General features: G+C 71.1%; 19 protein-coding genes. 15 read left to right on the top strand and 4 right to left on the bottom strand.

The annotated features are described in order from the left end of the window. Nucleotides 1–123: 123 nt before the first annotated feature. The 8 genes from KBC94_RS04085 (at nucleotide 124) to KBC94_RS04050 (ending at nucleotide 7,244) form a co-directional block, all read left to right on the top strand. Nucleotides 124–681: a VOC family protein gene (locus KBC94_RS04085; protein ID WP_294366554.1), complete on the top strand. Its 558-nt coding sequence runs from the start codon at nucleotides 124–126 to the stop codon at nucleotides 679–681. Then, complete coding sequence (locus KBC94_RS04080; protein ID WP_294366552.1) at nucleotides 674–2,173, top strand: bifunctional 3-(3-hydroxy-phenyl)propionate/3-hydroxycinnamic acid hydroxylase; 1,500 nt, start codon at nucleotides 674–676, stop codon at nucleotides 2,171–2,173. Before KBC94_RS04085 ends, KBC94_RS04080 begins: the two co-directional genes overlap by 8 nt. Nucleotides 2,174–2,197: 24 nt before the next feature. After that, nucleotides 2,198–2,953: an IclR family transcriptional regulator C-terminal domain-containing protein gene (locus tag KBC94_RS04075; RefSeq protein ID WP_294366551.1), complete on the top strand. Its 756-nt coding sequence runs from the start codon at nucleotides 2,198–2,200 to the stop codon at nucleotides 2,951–2,953. Between the two features lie 31 nt (nucleotides 2,954–2,984). Then, complete coding sequence (locus KBC94_RS04070) at nucleotides 2,985–3,833, top strand: fumarylacetoacetate hydrolase family protein (RefSeq protein ID WP_294366549.1); 849 nt, start codon at nucleotides 2,985–2,987, stop codon at nucleotides 3,831–3,833. A gap of 13 nt (nucleotides 3,834–3,846) precedes the next feature. Beyond that, on the top strand, nucleotides 3,847–4,818 hold the full coding sequence (locus tag KBC94_RS04065) for a tripartite tricarboxylate transporter substrate binding protein (RefSeq protein ID WP_294366546.1): 972 nt from the start codon (nucleotides 3,847–3,849) through the stop codon (nucleotides 4,816–4,818). An 11-nt stretch (nucleotides 4,819–4,829) separates the two neighbouring features. Next, a complete protein-coding gene (locus KBC94_RS04060) occupies nucleotides 4,830–5,231 on the top strand; it encodes a PaaI family thioesterase (RefSeq protein WP_294366544.1) in 402 nt (133 codons plus the stop codon). Between the two features lie 82 nt (nucleotides 5,232–5,313). Further along, nucleotides 5,314–5,952 carry an MBL fold metallo-hydrolase gene (locus KBC94_RS04055; RefSeq protein ID WP_294366542.1) on the top strand — a complete coding sequence of 213 codons (639 nt, stop codon included), beginning with the start codon at nucleotides 5,314–5,316 and terminating at the stop codon, nucleotides 5,950–5,952. 272 nt (nucleotides 5,953–6,224) lie between these two features. After that, nucleotides 6,225–7,244, top strand: a complete 1,020-nt coding sequence (locus tag KBC94_RS04050; protein ID WP_294366540.1) for an alpha/beta hydrolase — start codon at nucleotides 6,225–6,227, stop codon at nucleotides 7,242–7,244. A gap of 83 nt (nucleotides 7,245–7,327) precedes the next feature. Here KBC94_RS04050 and KBC94_RS04045 read toward each other — a convergent pair whose 3' ends face one another. Next, nucleotides 7,328–8,233 carry a tetratricopeptide repeat protein gene (locus KBC94_RS04045; RefSeq protein WP_294366538.1) on the bottom strand — a complete coding sequence of 302 codons (906 nt, stop codon included), beginning with the start codon at nucleotides 8,231–8,233 and terminating at the stop codon, nucleotides 7,328–7,330. A gap of 87 nt (nucleotides 8,234–8,320) precedes the next feature. Between KBC94_RS04045 and purE the strand changes: the two genes are divergently transcribed. The 3 genes from purE to KBC94_RS04030 are packed head-to-tail and all read left to right on the top strand — an operon-like array spanning nucleotide 8,321 to nucleotide 11,092. Beyond that, entirely contained in the window at nucleotides 8,321–8,875 is a 555-nt protein-coding gene (purE, locus tag KBC94_RS04040) for a 5-(carboxyamino)imidazole ribonucleotide mutase (protein WP_294366537.1), read from the top strand. Beyond that, nucleotides 8,872–10,086, top strand: coding sequence for a 5-(carboxyamino)imidazole ribonucleotide synthase (locus KBC94_RS04035; protein WP_294366535.1), 1,215 nt, complete (start codon nucleotides 8,872–8,874; stop codon nucleotides 10,084–10,086). Before purE ends, KBC94_RS04035 begins: the two co-directional genes overlap by 4 nt. Nucleotides 10,087–10,093: 7 nt before the next feature. After that, nucleotides 10,094–11,092 (top strand): L-threonylcarbamoyladenylate synthase, encoded by a 999-nt coding sequence (locus KBC94_RS04030; protein WP_294366533.1) that lies wholly within the window; start codon nucleotides 10,094–10,096, stop codon nucleotides 11,090–11,092. 65 nt (nucleotides 11,093–11,157) lie between these two features. On the opposite strand, the gene KBC94_RS28840 is transcribed toward KBC94_RS04030, so the two are convergent. From KBC94_RS28840 to KBC94_RS04020, 3 genes are all read right to left on the bottom strand, one after another. Then, entirely contained in the window at nucleotides 11,158–11,442 is a 285-nt protein-coding gene (locus KBC94_RS28840) for a DUF3892 domain-containing protein (RefSeq protein ID WP_366934640.1), read from the bottom strand. A 277-nt stretch (nucleotides 11,443–11,719) separates the two neighbouring features. Continuing rightward, nucleotides 11,720–13,069 (bottom strand): D-alanyl-D-alanine carboxypeptidase/D-alanyl-D-alanine-endopeptidase, encoded by a 1,350-nt coding sequence (dacB, locus tag KBC94_RS04025; RefSeq protein ID WP_294366531.1) that lies wholly within the window; start codon nucleotides 13,067–13,069, stop codon nucleotides 11,720–11,722. A gap of 214 nt (nucleotides 13,070–13,283) precedes the next feature. Further along, entirely contained in the window at nucleotides 13,284–13,880 is a 597-nt protein-coding gene (locus KBC94_RS04020; protein ID WP_294366528.1) for a GDP-mannose pyrophosphatase, read from the bottom strand. 80 nt (nucleotides 13,881–13,960) lie between these two features. Between KBC94_RS04020 and KBC94_RS04015 the strand changes: the two genes are divergently transcribed. Genes KBC94_RS04015 through KBC94_RS04000 form a run of 4 tightly spaced genes read left to right on the top strand, consistent with a single transcriptional unit; the run spans nucleotide 13,961 to nucleotide 17,036 of the window. Further along, nucleotides 13,961–14,767, top strand: a complete 807-nt coding sequence (locus tag KBC94_RS04015) for a DeoR/GlpR family DNA-binding transcription regulator (protein WP_294366526.1) — start codon at nucleotides 13,961–13,963, stop codon at nucleotides 14,765–14,767. 7 nt (nucleotides 14,768–14,774) lie between these two features. Next, nucleotides 14,775–15,812 (top strand): DMT family transporter, encoded by a 1,038-nt coding sequence (locus KBC94_RS04010; protein ID WP_294366524.1) that lies wholly within the window; start codon nucleotides 14,775–14,777, stop codon nucleotides 15,810–15,812. Further along, on the top strand, nucleotides 15,805–16,500 hold the full coding sequence (gene tsaB, locus KBC94_RS04005) for a tRNA (adenosine(37)-N6)-threonylcarbamoyltransferase complex dimerization subunit type 1 TsaB (protein WP_294366522.1): 696 nt from the start codon (nucleotides 15,805–15,807) through the stop codon (nucleotides 16,498–16,500). The genes KBC94_RS04010 and tsaB overlap by 8 nt, the downstream gene beginning before the upstream one ends. Further along, entirely contained in the window at nucleotides 16,497–17,036 is a 540-nt protein-coding gene (locus KBC94_RS04000; RefSeq protein WP_294366521.1) for a GNAT family N-acetyltransferase, read from the top strand. Before tsaB ends, KBC94_RS04000 begins: the two co-directional genes overlap by 4 nt. The last annotated feature ends 10 nt before the right edge of the window (nucleotides 17,037–17,046 follow it).

The raw sequence follows: 17,046 nt of genomic DNA, 5'->3' as shown, positions 1-17,046 counted from the left end.
CGTGCCGATTGCACGGGACCGAATCATACGAACACATTGTTTATTGTCAAAATACGATAATTACAATACCATTCAATCCATCGAAGGACCAACAAGGTCTTTCGTTCTCGCCTGGAGACAAAGTTGACCCCTCCCCAACCGTTGCAATTGCAGTTCAGCCACATCGGGCTGTACGTCACCGACCTGGCCCGCATGGCCGGCTTCTACAAGCGCGCCCTGCGCTTCACCCAGACCGACGCGGGCGACCTGGGCCCGGTGCAGCTGGTCTTCCTGAGCCGCGACCCCAGCGAGCACCATCAGCTGGTGCTGGCCACCGGCCGGCCGGCGGACATGGCCTTCAACGTGGTCAACCAGCTGTCCTTCCGCGTGCCCGACGTGGCGACGCTGCGCGCCTTCCACGACCGGCTGCTGGCCGAGGGCGCGAGCGAGATGCTGCCGGTGACGCACGGCAATGCCGTCTCGGTCTACTGCCGCGATCCGGAAGGCAACCGGCTGGAGCTGTTCATGGACACGCCCTGGTACTGCGAACAGCCGCTGCGCGAGCCCATCGACCTCGCCCAGAGCGACGAGGCCATCCTGGCGCAGGCCGAGGCCATCGCGAAGCGCTTTCCCAAATTCATGAGCCGGGCGCAATGGCAGGCCGACGTCGCCCGCCGCATGCAGGAAGACCAGCATGGCTGAGCCGGCGCCCGTGTACGACGTGGCCATCGTGGGGCTGGGCCCCACGGGCGCCACGCTGGCCAACCTGCTGGGGGCCGCCGGGCGCTCGGTGCTGGTGGTCGAGAAGGAACGCGACATCTTTCCCCTGCCGCGGGCCATCCATTACGACGGCGAGGTGCTGCGCATCTTCCAGGCGGCGGGCCTGCGCGAGCCGGTGCTGGCCATCTCGCGGCCCGGCACGCAGGGCATGCACTTCGTCAATGCGGCGGGCCAGACGCTGCTGATCCGCGGCGGCACCGCGGCACTGGGGCCGCACGGCGGCGCCAACAACTACTACTTCCACCAGCCCGAGCTGGAGGCCGTGCTGCGCGATGGCCTGGCACGCTTTCCGAACGTGCACGTGCGGCTGGGCGCCGCCCTGAGCGCCATCGACGTGGACAGCGAAGGCGCCACGCTGCACGGCTGCCAGGGCGGCGACGGCGGCAGCTTCGAGGCCCGCGCCCGCTGGGTGGTGGGCTGCGATGGCGCCCGCTCGCCGGTGCGCCAGCACATGGGCAGCCCGATGGTGGACCTGGGCCTGCGCCAGCCCTGGCTGGTGTTCGACGTGGTGCTGACCGAGCCGGTGGACCTGCCGCCGCACACCGTGCAGCACTGCGACCCGCGCCGGCCCATGACCTACTGCAACGTGGTCGGCAACCGCCGCCGCTGGGAGATCATGGTGCTGCCCGGCGACGACCGCGAGGCGCTGGTGCAGCCCGAGAACCTGTGGAAGCTCGTCGCGCCCTGGGTGCGGCCCGACCAGGCCCGGCTGGAGCGCGCCGCCATCTACACCTTCCATTCGGTGATCGCCGATGGCTGGCGCCAGGGTCGGCTGCTGCTGGCCGGCGATGCCTGCCACCAGACGCCGCCCTTCCTGGGCCAGGGCATGTGCGCCGGCATCCGCGATGCCGCCAACCTGGCCTGGAAACTGGACGCGGTGCTCGCCGGCCGCGCATCCGAGGCGCTGCTGGACACCTACGAGTCCGAGCGCAAGCCGCATGTGCGCGCCCTGATCGAGCTGGCCGTGCGCCTGGGCGGCCTCATCCAGACCACCGACCCGGTCGCAGCGGCCGAGCGCGACGCCCGCTTCGCCAGCGGCGAGCCGGAGGTCTTCGAGCTGCCGCCGCAACTGCTGGGCGCCGGCGCCTTCGATTCGCTCCAGCAGGACCTGGCGGGCCGGCCCTTTCCCCAGCCGCGGCTGGCCGACGGCCGGCTGCTGGACGAGCTGCTGGGCCGCCGCAGCGCCGTGATCGGCCAGCGCGAACTGCTGGCCGCCGCGGCGCCCGGCACCGCCGAGCGCTGGGCCCGCAGCCAGGCCCTGGTCATCGACGAGCCCGACCCGCCGCTGGCGGACTGGCTGCGCAGCCACCAGGCGGGCGCCGTGATACTACGGCCCGACCGCTACATCGTCGGCGTGGCGCGCACGGGCTCCGAGCTGGACCGCATCTCCCAGTACCTCCCGGTGGCGCCATGACGACCCACATCCCGGGGCCCCACCTTGTCCGAACCTTCGTCCTCGTCCAGCCTGGAACGCATGCTGGGCGTGCTCGACCTCTTCGACGACCACCACGTCACCCGCACCGCGGAGGACATCGCCAAGGCGCTGGACGTCTCGCTGCCCACCAGCTACCGCTATGTGCGCCAGCTGCTGCAGGTGGGCCTGCTGCAGCGCGTGGAGGATTCGCACTACGCGCTGGGCCCGCGCATCATCCTGCTGGACCACTACATCCGCCGCGCCGACCCGGTGCTCAAGGTGGGTCTGCCGGTGCTGCGCGAGCTGGTCGATGCCACCGGCTTCGACTGCGTGGTGACCGAGGCCTTCGGCCAGCAGGTGCTGGACACGCACCGCGAGATGGGCGGCACGCCCGCCACGCTGGCCTACACGCGCGGCCGGCCGCGGCCGCTGTTCCAGGGCGCCGCGCCCAAGGTGCTGCTCGCCACGCTGGGCACGGCGCCGCTCAGGAAGCTGTTCGACGCGCGCCGCGACGAGGCCATGCGCTGCGGCCTTCCCGGCGACTGGGTCGAGTTCCGGCGCCACTTCGCGGCCATCCGCAAGGCGGGCCACTATGTCTCCAAGGGCGAGCTGGAGCCCCAGCTGGCGGCCGTGGCCGCGCCCGTTCTCAAGTCGGATGGCGGCGCCTGGGCGGCCATCTCGCTCGTGTTCGATACCTCGCGCCTGGCGATCGTCGACCTTGAAAAGATGGTCCGTCTGATCACCGAGGCCGCGACGCGGATCGGAGGTCGGCTGGCCTAGCAGCAACCCCTCTCCTTCCCTAGGAATTCTCATGAGACTCATCAGCTATCAGTACAACGGCCAGGACGGCTACGGCGCCGTCGTCGGCGACCGCGTCGTCGACCTGCACGCGGTGTTCGGCGCGCAGGCGCCGGACTTGAAGGCCTTCATCGCCGCCGGCCTGGCATCGCAGGCCGGCGCCCATGTCGAGGCCGCACGCGCCACGCTGCCGCTGTCCGAGGTGAAGCTGCTGCCCGTCATCCCCAACCCGGGCAAGATCTTCTGCATCGGCCTGAACTACGGCGAGCACATCCGCGAGACCGGCAAGACCGAGACCGAGAAGCCGGTGATCTTCCTGCGCGTGGCCGACTCGCAGCTGGCCCATGGCGAGGACATCGTGCGGCCCCGAGCCTCCGAGCGCCTCGACTACGAAGGCGAGATCGCCATCGTCATCGGCAAAGGCGGGCGGCACATCAGCGAGGCGGACTCGTGGTCGCACATCGCCGGCTACAGCTGCTACAACGACGGCAGCGTGCGCGACTGGCAACTGCACACCTCGCAGTGGGCACCGGGCAAGAACTTCTGGAAGACCGGCGCCTTCGGCCCCTGGATGGTGACGTCCGACGAGATCGCGCCCGATCAGAAGATGACGCTGGTCACGCGCCTCAATGGCCAGGAGATGCAGCGCGCCACCACCGACATGATGGTGCACAGCATCCCGCGCCAGATCGCCTACATCTCCACCTTCATCCCGCTGGAGCCGGGCGACGTGATCGTCACCGGCACGCCCGGCGGCGTGGGCAACAAGCGCACGCCGCCCGTGTTCATGAAGCCGGGCGATGTGTGCGAGATCGAGGTCGACGCCATCGGCGTGCTGCGCAACGGCATCCGCGACGAGTGAGGGCGGCGCGCCCATGAACGACGTGCTGCATCGCGGCGCGCGGGCCGCCCTCGGCCTGCTGCTGGCCGCCCTTTCGCTCGGCGCCCCGGCGCAGGAGTTTCCCCAGCGGCCCCTGCAGATGGTGGTGCCCTTCGCGGCCGGGGGCGGGCTGGACCTCAACGCCCGCAACCTCGCCGAGGCACTGGCCGAGCCCCTGGGCCAGCCGGTGGTCGTGAGCAACCGCGAAGGCGCGGCCGGCACCATCGGCCTGAACGCGGTGGCAGCGGCCCGGCCCGATGGCTACACGCTGGCCTTCACGCCAGCGGTACCGCTGTCGAGCGAACCGCACCGGCTCCGGCTGAACTACAGGCTCGACAGCTTCCGGCCCGTGTGCCAAGTGTTCGACAACATCTTCGCCATCGCGGTGCCGGCGGCCTCGCCCTGGCTCACGGTGGCCGATCTGCTGGCCGCGGCGCGCCGTGAGCCGGGCGCCATCAGCTACGGCACTTCGGGCACGGGCTCCATCCCGCACCTGGGCACGGCGGACATCGAGGCGGTGGCGCACGTCAGCCTGACGCATGTGCCCTACAAGGGCGACGCGCCGATGCTGCAGGACTTGATGGCCGGGCGCCTGGGCTTCGGCGCGGTGCTGGTGAGTTCCATCACCGGGCAGCTGGGCAGCGGCGCGCTACGCCTGCTGGCCGTCTATGCCGACCGGCGCCATCCCGCGTTCGCCGAGGTGCCGACGCTCCAGGAAGCGGGCGTGGACGTGGTGCAGGCCAGCTTCGGCGGCGTGCTGGTGCCGGCCCGCACGCCCGACGCGGTGGTGCAGCGGCTGGAGGGCGCGTGCCGGCAGGCCGTGGCCTCGCCGCGCTACCAGGACTGGGCCCGCCGCGCGAACCAGGTGGTGGACTTCCGCCCCGCCGCCGACTTCGAACGGCACCTGCGCGAGGACAGCCGCCTCAAGGCCGCGACACTGCGCCGGCTGGGGCTCGCCACCCCCTGAAGGAGAAACGCATGCTGCCCGGACGCCCCGAACCGCCCATCGCCACCCTGCTCGGTGGCCGCCTGCTCGCCCTGGACACCACGGCCGGCACGCTGGCCGCCGAGTACGAGGCCACGGCCGCCTTCCTCAACCCCGCGGGCACGGTGCAGGGCGGCATGCTCGCCGCCATGCTGGACGACCTGTGCGCCGCCGTCGTGGACGCCCGCGCGGGCGAAGGCGGCGGCGGCGTGGTCACGCTGACGCTGAACCTGAGCTTCCTCGCGCCGGCCCGGCCCGGCCGCCTGCAAGGCCGCTCGGCCATCGTGGGCGGCGGACGCAGCATCTGCTACGTGGAGGCGGTGCTTGCGCAGGCGGGCACCGAGGTGGCGCGGGCCACGGCCTGCTGCCGCGTCATCGGCTCGCGCGCGGGCTGAGACGCAGGCGGGCGGTGCGCCGCCGCCGTCGGAGCATGGCGGTCGCGACAATCGCCGGCTCCGACCCACGACCGCCTTCGCCATGCTGCGCTACCAGATCCTCCCCGTCACGCCCTTCCAGCAGAACTGCTCGCTCGTCTGGTGCGACGCGACGAACAAGGCCGCGCTGATCGACCCGGGCGGCGAGATCGACCGGCTGGTCACCGCCGCCGAGTCGCGCGGCTTGGCGCTGGAGCAGCTGTGGCTCACGCATGCGCACATCGACCACGCCGGTGGCACCGGCGAGCTGGCCGAGCGCCTGGGCCTGCCCATCGTGGGACCGCACCCGGGTGACCAGTTCTGGATCGACGGCCTGCCGCAGCAGAGCGCGATGTTCGGCTTTCCGCCCGCGCGCGCCTTCGCGCCCACGCGCTGGCTGGCCGATGGCGACACGGTGACGCTGGGCGAGGAGACGCTGACGGTGCGTCACTGCCCGGGCCACACGCCAGGCCACGTCGTCTTCCACTCCGCCAGCGCGCAGCGGGCCTTCGTGGGCGACGTGCTCTTCGCCGGCAGCATCGGCCGCACCGACTTTCCGGGCGGCAGCCATCCGCAGCTGATCGACAGCATCGTGCAGCGGCTGTGGCCCATGGGCGATGAGACGGTGTTCATTCCTGGGCACGGGCCGGAGAGCAGCTTCGGCCGCGAGCGGCGCAGCAATCCGTACGTGCAGGGCACCTGAGGCGCAGCCCGCGGCCTTTTCCGCGGAGCTTGTGCGGGTCAGGGCCTTGATCGCGAAGGAGGCGACGGGCGCGTGACACACCCGCAGACGGGGCTGCGCGGCCTGTCCGTCACGCCCTGAGGGGGAGATGCCCACCGGCATCGAGAGCCCCCGCCTACGTCGGACGGTCCTGGCCGCGCACGCGGCTTCCGGCCTGACGCGGTGAAGGTATGCAGCAGTCCCGCAGCCATCGCGCCGCGGCCCTGCCGCTTACACCACAAGGAACCCCGCCCATGAGCCATGGCGAGCCCAACCCCATCCTCAATGCCGCGTCCAACGCCATCGCCGCCCTGCGCGCCGATGACGACCAGCTCGAACTGGCCAAGGCACACGAGTCGCTCCACCCCAAGGCCATCGAGAAGCTGGAGGTGGCCGAAGCCCGCCGGCAGCCGACCGCCAAGGATGCCGTGATCGCCCTGCTGCAAAAGCGCGGCGAATCCACCGACCCCGAAGTGCTGGTGCCCGGCGTGACGATGAAGACCATCACGGTCGATGGCGCCGTCGGTGCGCTGCCGGCGAACGTCTATACGCCCCAGGGCGTCGGTCCCTTCCCGGTCATCCTGTACTTCCACGGCGGCGGCTGGGTCATCGCCGACAAGGACGTCTACGACGCCGGTGCCCGTGGCCTGGCCAAGGCGGCGAATGCCATCGTGGTCTCGGTCGACTACCGCCAGGCGCCGGAGCACCGCTTTCCCGCCGCCTGGGACGACGCCCTCGCCGCCTACCGCTGGCTGAGCCAGAACGCCGCCTCGCTGGGCGGCGACCCGGTGCGCATGGCGCTGGCCGGCGAGAGCGCGGGCGGCAATCTGGCCGTGGCCACGGCCATCGCCGCGCGTGATGCGGGCCTGCCGGTCCCACGCCATGTGCTGTCGGTCTACCCGGTGGCGCAGACCAGCCTCAACACCGAGTCGTACATCGAAAACGCCATTGCCAAGCCGCTGAACCGCGCGATGGTGAAGTGGTTCGTGGACCACCTCGTCAACTCGGAAGACGACCTCAAGGACACGCGCCTGTCCCTGATCGACGCGGACCTGGCCGGCCTGCCGCCCGTGACCATCATCAACGCCCGCCTGGACCCGCTGCGCAGCGACGGCGCCAAGCTGGAAGGTGCGCTTCGCGAGGCCGGCGTGCCGGTCGAGCGCCGCGAGTACGAAGGCGTGGCGCACGAGTTCTTCGGCGGGGCCGCCGTGCTGCAGAAGGCGCGCGATGCGATGGCCTATGCGGGTGACCGCCTGCGCACTGCGCTGGGCTGAGCCGCCCCCACCCGCCTCGGTGCGGGCAAAGAAAAAGCGCCTCGACATCGAGGCGCTTTTTCATGGGCGGGCGAACCGCGCGATCAGCTCAGGACCACGCTCGACAGCCGGCGGCGATATGTCGCCACGACCGGATCGTCCGGCGGGATCTGGCCTTCGGCCACCTTGGGCTTGGGCGGCTCGATCACGTCGAGGATGGCGATGTAGGTCTTGCGGGCCAGCTCCTCGTTCCAGCCCTTGTCGCGCATGAGGATCTCGAGCAGTTCGTCCATGGCCTCGGTCCACTGCTGCTGCGCGATCAGCGCCAGGGCGCGGGCGTAGCGCGCATCGAAGTCGCGGCGGTTGGCGGCGATGCGCGCGTCCAGCGCGGCGATGTCGGCGCCCTCGGCGGCGTCGAGCGCGTCCATCCAGCGTTGCAGCGAGTCGAAGCGGCGCACCAGCGAGCGGCGGTCGATCACCGGTGCGAAGGCCACCTTGGCGTCGTCGGTGCGGCCCATCTGCAGCAGCAGCTTGACGTAGTCGAAGCGGGCATCGTCGTTGGACGGGTCGGTGGCCACGGCATGCTGCAGCTTTTCGAGCGCGCCGTCGGTGTCGCCTTCGGCCAGGGCCTCCTGCGCAGCCTCTTCCTCCTGCTGCGCGGCCAGCTCGTCGGCACCGGGCACGTGCTTGTCCAGGAACTCTCGGATCTTGTCGGCCGGCAGGGCGCCGACGAAACCGTCCACCGGCTGGCCGCCCGAGAACATCACGCAGAAGGGAATGCTGCGCACACCGAACATCTGCGACAGCTGGGTCGAGATCTGCGGCACCTTGTCGGCGTCGAGCTTGGCCAGGATGAAGCGGCCGCCGTATTCGACCTCCAGCTTCTCCAGCACCGGGCCCAGCTGCTTGCAGGGGCCGCACCATTCTGCCCAGATGTCCAGCAGCACCGGCGTGGCGAGCGAGGCTTCGACCAGTTCGGTCTGGAAGTTGTCGAGGGTGATGTCGATCATGGGTGAGGCTGCGTCGTTGGGGGATGGCCGGGCGCCCGGCCGATTCAGATTCCCGTTCCAGCTGGGGCCGAAACGTAAAATTGAAAGATGAGTGAAACCATCCAGGTCGGCGTGGTCATGGGCTCGAACTCCGACTGGGAGACGATGCGCCATGCGGCCGAGATTCTCCAGCAATTCGGCATCGCCCATGAAACACGCGTCGTCTCGGCGCACCGCATGCCGGACGCGCTGTTCGCCTATGCCGAAAGCGCCGCCACCCGCGGGCTGACGGCCATCATCGCGGGGGCCGGCGGCGCGGCCCACCTGCCGGGCATGCTGGCCGCCAAGACCACGGTGCCCGTGCTGGGCGTGCCGGTGGCCAGCCGGCACCTGCAGGGCGTCGATTCGCTCTACAGCATCGTGCAGATGCCCAAGGGGATCCCGGTCGGCACCTTCGCCATCGGCACCGCGGGCGCGGCCAATGCGGCCCTGTTCGCGGTGGCCATGCTGGCGGTGAACGACCCGGCCCTGCGCCAGAAGCTGGACGACTTCCGCACCGCCCAGACCCGCGTGGCCGAGGCCATGACGCTGCCGCCGCCCGCCGAGGGCGCGCCCGCAGCCGCGGCACCCGTGTTCTCGCCCCAGGGCGGAGGCGCGCTGTGAGCCCCAAGGTCACGGCCCCGGGCCGCAAGACCCTGCCGCTTCTGCCCGGCAGCACGCTGGGCGTGATGGGCGGCGGCCAGCTGGGCCGCATGTTCGTGCACGCGGCGCAGGCCACGGGCTACTTCACCGCGGTGCTCGACCCCGATCCGGACAGCCCCGCCGGCCGCATCAGCCACCACCACCTGCATGCGGACTACCTGGACAGCGACGCCCTCGGTCGCCTTTCGCGCCTGGCCGATGCCGTCACCACCGAGTTCGAGAACGTGCCGGCCCAGGCCCTGGCGACGCTGGCCGGCGACGTGCCGGTGGCGCCCGCGGCCGATGCCGTGGCCATCGCGCAGGACCGCATCCGCGAGAAGGCGCATTTCGTGCGCTGCAGCGCCGCCAGCGGCATCGGCTGCGCGCCCTACGCGGTGATCGAGAACGCCGACCACCTGGCGGCCGTTTCGGCCGACCTGCTGCCCGGCATCCTCAAGACCGCGCGCATGGGCTACGACGGCAAGGGCCAGCAGGGCGTGCAGACCCAGGCCGAACTCGCCGCGGCGTGGGAAGCCACCGGCCGCGTGCCCTGCGTGCTCGAAAAGCGCCTGCCGCTGGCGCTGGAATGCTCGGTCATCGTGGCCCGCGGCCATGATGGCCAGGCGGTGCACTTCCCGCCCCAGCGCAACCTGCACCGCGGCGGCATCCTGGCCGTGACCGAGGTGCATGAGCAGGCCCTGCCGCCGGCCGTGGCCACCCGCGCCGTCGAGGCCGCGCGCGCCATCGCCGATGGCATCGGCTACGTGGGCGTGCTGTGCGTGGAGTTCTTCATGCTGGAGGACGGCAGCCTGGTCGCCAACGAGATGGCGCCGCGCCCGCACAACAGCGGCCACTACACCATGGACGCCTGCGACGTCTCGCAGTTCGACCTGCAGGTGCGCACCCTGGCCGGCCTGCCGCTGGTGGCGCCGCGCCAGCACAGCCCGGCCATCATGCTCAACCTGCTGGGCGACCTGTGGTTCGCCGACGGCAGCGACCAGCAGCGCGACCCGGCCTGGGCCCAGGTGCTGGCCCTGCCCGGCACCCACCTGCACCTTTACGGCAAGACCGAGGCGCGGCGCGGGCGCAAGATGGGACACCTGAACATCACCGGCGCCGACATTGCCGGCGTGCGCGCCGCCGCCGCACAGGCTGCGGCCCTGCTCGGGCTGCCCGACAGCACGGCAAGCTGACATCGCCATGATCCTCGACGGCCAGGACAGCCACGCCATCGAACGCGCCGCGCTCGCGCTGCGGGCGGGCGAGCTGGTGGCCTTTCCCACCGAGACGGTCTATGGCCTGGGGGCCGACGCCGCCAACGACGACGCCACCCGCGGCATCTTCCGCGCCAAAGGCCGGCCGTCGGACCACCCGCTGATCGTGCACCTGCCCGACGCGCTTCGGCAGGCGGAGTCGCTGTCGCGCTTCGCGCAGCCGCTGCCGGCCTTCGGGCGCGCGCTGGCCGATGCCTTCTGGCCCGGCCCGCTGACGCTCATCGCCACCCGCCAGCCCGGCGTGGGCGCGGCCGCCGCGGGCGGGCAGGACACCATCGGCCTGCGCTGCCCCGACCACCCGGTGGCGCAGGCGCTGCTGCATGCCTGCGCCCGCCACGGCGTGCCCGGCTTGGCCGGCCCCAGCGCCAACCGCTTCGGCCGCGTGAGCCCGACCACCGCCGCGCACGTCGCCGGCGAATTCGGTGACGACCTGCTGATCGTCGACGGCGGCCCCTGCACCGTGGGCATCGAATCGACCATCGTCGACTGCAGCCGCGGCGCGCCGGTGCTGCTGCGCCCGGGCGTCATCACCCGCGCGCAGATCGAGCGCGTGGCCGGCGAGCGCCTGCGCAGCCAGGCCGAACTGGCCCAGCCCGACCCGCGCGCCTCGGGCACGCTGGAATCGCACTACGCCCCGACGGCCAAGGTGCGGCTGATGGATGGCCGCATGCTGCAGTCCGCGCTGGACGTGCTGGGCGCCCAGGCCGCCCACATCGCCGTGTGGTCGCGCACGCCGCTCAAGAGCCGGTCACAGCGCCTGATCCTGCGCCGCATGCCCGACGACGCCGCCGAGGCGGCGCGGCAGCTGTTCGCGCGGCTGCGGCAGTTCGACGACGAAGGCGCCAAGCTGATCTGGATCGAGACGCCGCCGGAGACGGCGGAGTGGGAAGGCGTTCGCGACCGACTGATGCGCGCGGCGGCTTAAATTTTTTATCAGCAGCAGCTCCCATGAGCTTCCACGTCCCGCTTGAACTTATTTGACCGGCAACCTTAAGGGCATTCCGGCAAGCTCAATAGATTGTTCGGCTGTTCCCCGTCGTTCTGAGTTTTCAGATACTTATTGCCAGCGGCGCTCGTCGCCACAATGACCCAAACTGAACTTCCCCCCGCGCTGACCCAAAACCTAAATTTTCCCGACTCCACATCCGCGATTGCCTGCCGTTGATCCAATTTCCACCGACTACCGTCGGGATTGACCCCACCGATGGAATGAATGCGCTCATGTGCACTCGTGCGATTGGTCTTGTTGATACACGATATCTGGTGATCTGACATTACCGTCTCTCTTGGCTTGGCACAAGTAAAGCGCTTCGCTCATTTTTCTGATCAATAAAAAAATCACTTACCGCCGCTGATGCAATTGATATGCATAAGAATTTTCCAATCTCTGGACTGCGGCGCGGCGAATGCATCTTCCCGAGTGCCGATACAACTCCCCTGAACGCAAATATGCCCCTATTCTTGGCAAATTGAAGATGCCTTTTGGGGGAGGATAAATTGCAGAGAATATGCTCTGACACAGAGCCTCGGTAAACCGCGGTACGCAATCGTCTTAAGTCCCTCGCGCCACCCACTCCACCAACGCATCGAAGGCCGGCCGCGCCGCGCCAGCCGCCGGATCATTGGCAATAGCGACGACCACCCATCTGCGGCCCCCAGCGCCATCCACATAGCCGGCAATCGCCGCCACGTCGCGCAGGCTGCCGGTCTTCAGATGGGCCGAGGTGATGGCCGGGCGATTGCGCAGCGTGCCGTCCACGCCCATCACGGGCAATGAGGCGATCAGCTCCGGCATGACCGGCGAGCGCCACGCCACCTGCAGCATGCGCGCCAGGCCGGCCGCGGTGAGCCGGTCCTCGCGTGACAGGCCGGCACCGTTGACCATCACCGGCGCCGGTTCGTTGCCGCCCACGCGTGACGTCCACCATTGCCGCACGGCGGCGCGTGCGGCGTCGAAGCTGCCGCGCTGGCGCTGCGTGAGGCCCAGCGTCAGGAAGAGCTGCTGGGTCATCACGTTGTTGCTGTATTTGTTGATGTCGCGCACCACCTGGCCCAGGGGCGGCGAGGCGGCCTCGAACAGCAGGCGCGCGCCCGTCGGCACGGTACCCAGGCGCAGCTGGCCGTCGATCTGGCCGCCCATCTGCTGCCAGAGGCCGCCGATGGCGCGCAGGCCGAAGCGCTGCGGATCGGGCCAGGCCACGGGCCAGCTGCGCGCGCCGCAGGCGGCCGGCAAGGTACCGGTGAATCTCGGCTGCGCCGGGTCGTTGAAGTCGGCCTGCAGCGCAGTGCGCCAGTCGCCGCATTCGCCACCACCGAGCGGCATACGCGCCGGAAAGGTGACGCCCGCCAGGGGCGGCTCCGCACTCACGATAGCGAAGCGCCCGCCCGCCTCGGGCGTGAAGTCCAGCGTGACCGAGCGGAAGTTGACAAGGAAGGCGTCGGGCGAGGCGTTGTAGGGCCGCAGCGGCTCGCCGTCGAAGGCGGCCGGGTCGCTCTCGACGCCGGCGTCGAAGGCGCTGCGGTCGACCACCACGTCGCCGGCGATGCGGCGGATGCCCAGGGCCTGCACGCGGCGCAGCAGCAGCCAGAGCCGCTCGACCACCAGCGTGGGGTCGCCCTGGCCGCGCAGGTAGAGGTTGCCCTGCAGCGTGCCGTCGACCACGGCGCCATCGGCGTACACCGGCGTGCTCCAGGTGTAGGCGGGACCCAGCAGGTCGAGCCCGGCATAGGTGGTGACCAGCTTCATCACCGAGGCCGGGTTGACCAGCTCCTGCGCCCGCCAGGCCAGGCGCGGGGGCTGGCGGCCCTCGGCGTCGGCCACGAAGAAGGTGACGGCATCGCGCGGTACCTTGGCGCGGGCCAGGGCGGCTTCGACGGAGGGCGGCAGCGCCGTGGACGGCATGGCAGCGCCGGCAGGGACCGCTGGCGAGGGCTGGGCCAGTGCCGGCGAGCCCGCGCCCGCGACGGTGGCGGCCAGCGCAGCAGCGCGCAGGAAAGTGAGAAGCGGGAGGCGGGGAAGGCAGGAAGAGAAGCAGCGCACAGGCATGCGCCGGGATTATCCGGAGCGCTGGGTGCGTCAGCAGGCCGCGGCACGCCGGTGGGCGGCCGCGCCCCGCTCAGCCCCCGCGCGGGCCGAACAGGTGCAATTGCGCGTGGTACAGAAGGAGGATGGTCTTCGCATCGGCGATGCGGCCGTCCGCCGCCATGGCCAGCGCCTCGTCGAAAGGCAGCTCCAGCACCTCGATGTCTTCGCCCTCCTCGGCCAGGCCGCCGCCGTCGCCGATGCGCATGCCGGCGTCGTAGGGTGCGACGAAGAAGTGCAGCTTCTCGGTGACCGAGCCGGGGCTCATGAAGGCCTCGAACACCTTGCGCACCTCGCCCAGGCGGTAGCCCAGCTCTTCCTCGGCCTCGGCGCGGATGCGGGCCTCGGGGGCCGCATCGTCCAGCAGGCCGGCGGCGGCCTCGATGAGCAGGCCGTCGTGGCCGTTGACGAAAGCCGGGTAGCGGAACTGCCGCACCAGCAGCACCGTGCGGCGCGCCAGGTCATAGGCCAGGAGGACGGCACCGTTGCCGCGGTCGTAGGTCTCGCGCTGCTGGGTCTGCCAGCGGCCGTCGCGGCGCTGCCAGTCGAAGCGCGTGGTCTTGAGCGTGTACCAGTTGTCGGAGAGCAGGGTGACGTCGCGCACCCGGACGCGTTCGCTGGTGGAGGTCATGGCGGCGGATGCTAGGCGCACACTCGTGCAATATCAAGAAATTTCGTGCATCTTCATGCATCCCTGGCTACCATCGACCCATGCTCACCCGCCAGCGCCACCAGCTCATCCTTGACGCCCTCCGCCGCGATGGCCAGGTGGTGGCCAAGGCTTTCGGCGAATCGCTGGGCCTGTCGGAAGACACGATCCGCCGCGACCTGCGGGAGCTGGCGGCGCAGGGCAAGCTGCAGCGGGTGCACGGCGGCGCGCTGCCGATGGCGGCGGCCGAGGCCGACTTCGCCGGCCGCGAGCGCCTGGCGCCGCAGGAGAAGGTCGCCATCGGCCGTGCCGCGGCCGCCATGGTGCGGCCCGGGCAGGTGGTGTTCGTCGATGGCGGCACCACCGCCGTGCAACTGGCGCGCCACTTGCCGGCCACGCTGCAGGCCACGGTGGTCACGCACAGCCCGTCGGTGGCGGTGGCGCTGGTGGCGCATCCCGGCGTGGAGGTGGTGCTGATCGGCGGCCGGCTGTTCAAGCATTCGGTGGTGGCGGTGGGCGCGGCGGCCACCGAGGCCATCGCCCGCATCCATGCCGACACCTGCTTCCTGGGCGTGACCGGGGTGCATGCGCAGGCGGGCCTGACCACCGCCGACATGGAGGAAGCCGCCATCAAGCGGGCGCTGATGGCGGCCTCGGCCGAGACGGTGGTCATGGCCTCGTCCGAAAAGCTCGGTGCCGCCTCGCCCTATGTGATCGCGCCGCTGGCCGAGGCCGGCACGGTGCTGGTGGCGCCACAGGCACCCGAAGCGGCGGTGGCCGCCCTGCGCGCCGCCGGTGCCACGGTGACCGTGGCCGGCCGCCCCCCGCAAGCCCCCGGCGCCGACGACGGAGGCGAGGCCCCTCGATAATCGCCCGATGCCTGCTGCCGACCGATCGCTCCTGCGCCTGTCTCCCCGGGCGGTGGGTGTCGGCTCGGCTGTCATCACCGTTCTGGTGTGGACGGGCTTCATCGTCATCTCCCGCGCCACCGCCGGCCGCTCGCTGGCGCCACTGGACATCGGTCTGGCCCGCATCCTGGGCGCCAGCGTGGTGCTCGCGCCCTGGGGCGCCTGGCTGGTGGCGCAGGCCCGGCGGGCGGGCGACACCCAGGCCGGCTCGCTGTTCGGCCTGTCGCCCCTCCCGCTGCGGCTGAGCGCACTGGCCGGCATCTTCGGCGCGGTGCTCTATGCGGGCCTGGCGTATTCGGGTTTCTTCTTCGCGCCGGCCGGCCATGCCGCGGTGCTGATGCCCGGCAGCCTGCCGCTGTGGACGGCGCTGCTGGCGGCGGTGGTGCTGCGTGACCGCATCACGCCGCTGCGGGCCGCGGGGCTGGGCCTGATCGTCGCGGGCGACCTGATGGTGGGCGGGCGCAGCCTGCTGCAGGCCTTCGGCGGCGCGGACGCGGGCGGCACGGCCGATGTGTGGAAGGGCGACCTGCTGTTCATGTCCGCCGCCTTCTGCTGGGCCTGCTACGGCGTCATCGTGCGCCGGCATGCACTGGACGCGGTGCGCGCCACCATCGCCATCACCATGTTCGCGCTGCTGACCTATGTGCCGCTGTATGCCCTGCTGGTCTGGGCGGGCGTCGTGCACAGCAAGCTGCCCACCGCACCCTGGGGCGCCATCGCCTTCCAGATGGCCTTCCAGGGCATCGGCTCGGTGGTGATCTCAGGCATCACCTTCACGAAGATGATCGGCTACTTCGGCCCCGTGCGGACCACCATGATCACGGCGCTGGTGCCGGGCCTGTCGGCGCTGTCGGCGGTGTTCTTCCTGGACGAGCCGCTGCATCCGGGCCTGCTGGCCGGGCTGGCGCTGGTGACCCTCGGCATCCTGCTGGGTGTGCAGCGCAAGGCGCCGGCCGCGTCCGCCGCGGTGCCGGCCTGTGCCACGACCAAGGGTTGCAATGCCTGAACTCCTCGCCTTCGATTGCAGCACCGACACGCTGTCGGTGGCGGTGCAGCACGGCGACCGCGTGGTCGCCCGCACGCAGGCGGGTGGCGCGCAGGCCTCGGCCGCGCTGATCCCGCTGATCCACGAACTGCTGGCCGAGGCCGGGCTGACGCTGGGCGGGCTGCAGGCCCTCGTCTTCGGCCGCGGCCCCGGCGCCTTCACCGGCCTGCGCACCGCCTGCGCGGTGGCGCAGGGCCTGGGCTATGGGGCGGACATTCCCGTGCTGCCCATCGACACGCTGCACGCCGTGGCCGAGGAGGCCCGCCATGCCACCGGCGCGGCGCAGGTGATGGCGGTGCTCGACGCGCGCATGGACGAGGTCTATGCCGCTGCCTGCGACACCGCGGCCGGTCACTGCGAAGCCCCGCGCCTGATGGCGCCCGAGCAGGTGCAGGTGCCTCCCGGCTTCCTGCTGGCCGGCAACGCGTTCGCGGCCTATGGCGAGCGCCTGCCCGCCGGTGCACCGCGCCATGCCTGCCTGCCCACCGCCACCGCCCTGCTGCGCCTGGCCCCGGCCATGCTTGCCGCCGGCCGCGCCGTGCCGGCCGCCGAGGCCCAGCCGCTGTACGTGCGCGACAAGGTCGCCCAGACCACGGCCGAGCGCGAGGCGATCAAGAACGCCGCCGCCACCGGAGCGACGTCCGCATGAGCGCCCTGCCCCAGTTGCCCGAGGCGCGCCTGGAGCCCATGCGCGTCACCCACCTCGACGCGCTGCTGCCCATCGAGCAGCAGGCCTACACCCATCCGTGGACGCGCGGCAACTTCATCGACTCGATGCATGCCGGCTACCACTGCATGTGCCTGGTCGGGCCCACGGCGCCCGAGGCGCCCGGCTTCGGCGCCGACGTTGCAGGGCGGCGCGCACCGCCCGACACGCTGATCGGCTACTTCGTCGCCATGAAGGGCGTGGACGAGGTGCATCTGCTCAACATCACCGTGGCGCCGGCCTTCCAGCGCCAGGGCTGGGCGGCGCTGATGCTCACGGCGCTGGGCGTATGGTCGCGCGCGCAGGGCGCGGGCTGGCTGTGGCTGGAGGTGCGGGTGAGCAACACGCGCGCCCAGCAGGTCTACGAGCGCCACGGCTTCCGCCGCGTGGGCCAGCGCAAGGGCTACTACCCGGCCGCGCCCGGCCGTCGCGAGGACGCGATCGTGATGAGCCTGCGGCTGGAGGGCACGGCCGCGTGACGCCGTCCTC

Origin of the sequence: Pseudacidovorax sp. (assembly GCF_017991995.1) — a bacterium.
Taxonomy (GTDB): Bacteria; Pseudomonadota; Gammaproteobacteria; order Burkholderiales; family Burkholderiaceae_C; genus Xenophilus.
This window is presented reverse-complemented; position numbering and strand designations above follow the sequence as displayed.

Coding starts and splice junctions, on each gene's coding strand:
- KBC94_RS04080 (WP_294366552.1), top strand. CDS start 674: ATGGCTGAGCCGGCGCCCGTGTACGACGTGGCCATCGTGGGGCTGGGC.
- KBC94_RS04000 (WP_294366521.1), top strand. CDS start 16,497: ATGAGCGCCCTGCCCCAGTTGCCCGAGGCGCGCCTGGAGCCCATGCGC.
- KBC94_RS28840 (WP_366934640.1), bottom strand. CDS start 11,442: ATGTCAGATCACCAGATATCGTGTATCAACAAGACCAATCGCACGAGT.
- tsaB (WP_294366522.1), top strand. CDS start 15,805: ATGCCTGAACTCCTCGCCTTCGATTGCAGCACCGACACGCTGTCGGTG.
- KBC94_RS04015 (WP_294366526.1), top strand. CDS start 13,961: ATGCTCACCCGCCAGCGCCACCAGCTCATCCTTGACGCCCTCCGCCGC.
- purE (WP_294366537.1), top strand. CDS start 8,321: ATGAGTGAAACCATCCAGGTCGGCGTGGTCATGGGCTCGAACTCCGAC.
- KBC94_RS04045 (WP_294366538.1), bottom strand. CDS start 8,233: ATGATCGACATCACCCTCGACAACTTCCAGACCGAACTGGTCGAAGCC.
- KBC94_RS04060 (WP_294366544.1), top strand. CDS start 4,830: ATGCTGCCCGGACGCCCCGAACCGCCCATCGCCACCCTGCTCGGTGGC.
- dacB (WP_294366531.1), bottom strand. CDS start 13,069: ATGCCGTCCACGGCGCTGCCGCCCTCCGTCGAAGCCGCCCTGGCCCGC.
- KBC94_RS04055 (WP_294366542.1), top strand. CDS start 5,314: ATGCTGCGCTACCAGATCCTCCCCGTCACGCCCTTCCAGCAGAACTGC.
- KBC94_RS04010 (WP_294366524.1), top strand. CDS start 14,775: ATGCCTGCTGCCGACCGATCGCTCCTGCGCCTGTCTCCCCGGGCGGTG.
- KBC94_RS04065 (WP_294366546.1), top strand. CDS start 3,847: ATGAACGACGTGCTGCATCGCGGCGCGCGGGCCGCCCTCGGCCTGCTG.
- KBC94_RS04050 (WP_294366540.1), top strand. CDS start 6,225: ATGAGCCATGGCGAGCCCAACCCCATCCTCAATGCCGCGTCCAACGCC.
- KBC94_RS04030 (WP_294366533.1), top strand. CDS start 10,094: ATGATCCTCGACGGCCAGGACAGCCACGCCATCGAACGCGCCGCGCTC.
- KBC94_RS04070 (WP_294366549.1), top strand. CDS start 2,985: ATGAGACTCATCAGCTATCAGTACAACGGCCAGGACGGCTACGGCGCC.
- KBC94_RS04020 (WP_294366528.1), bottom strand. CDS start 13,880: ATGACCTCCACCAGCGAACGCGTCCGGGTGCGCGACGTCACCCTGCTC.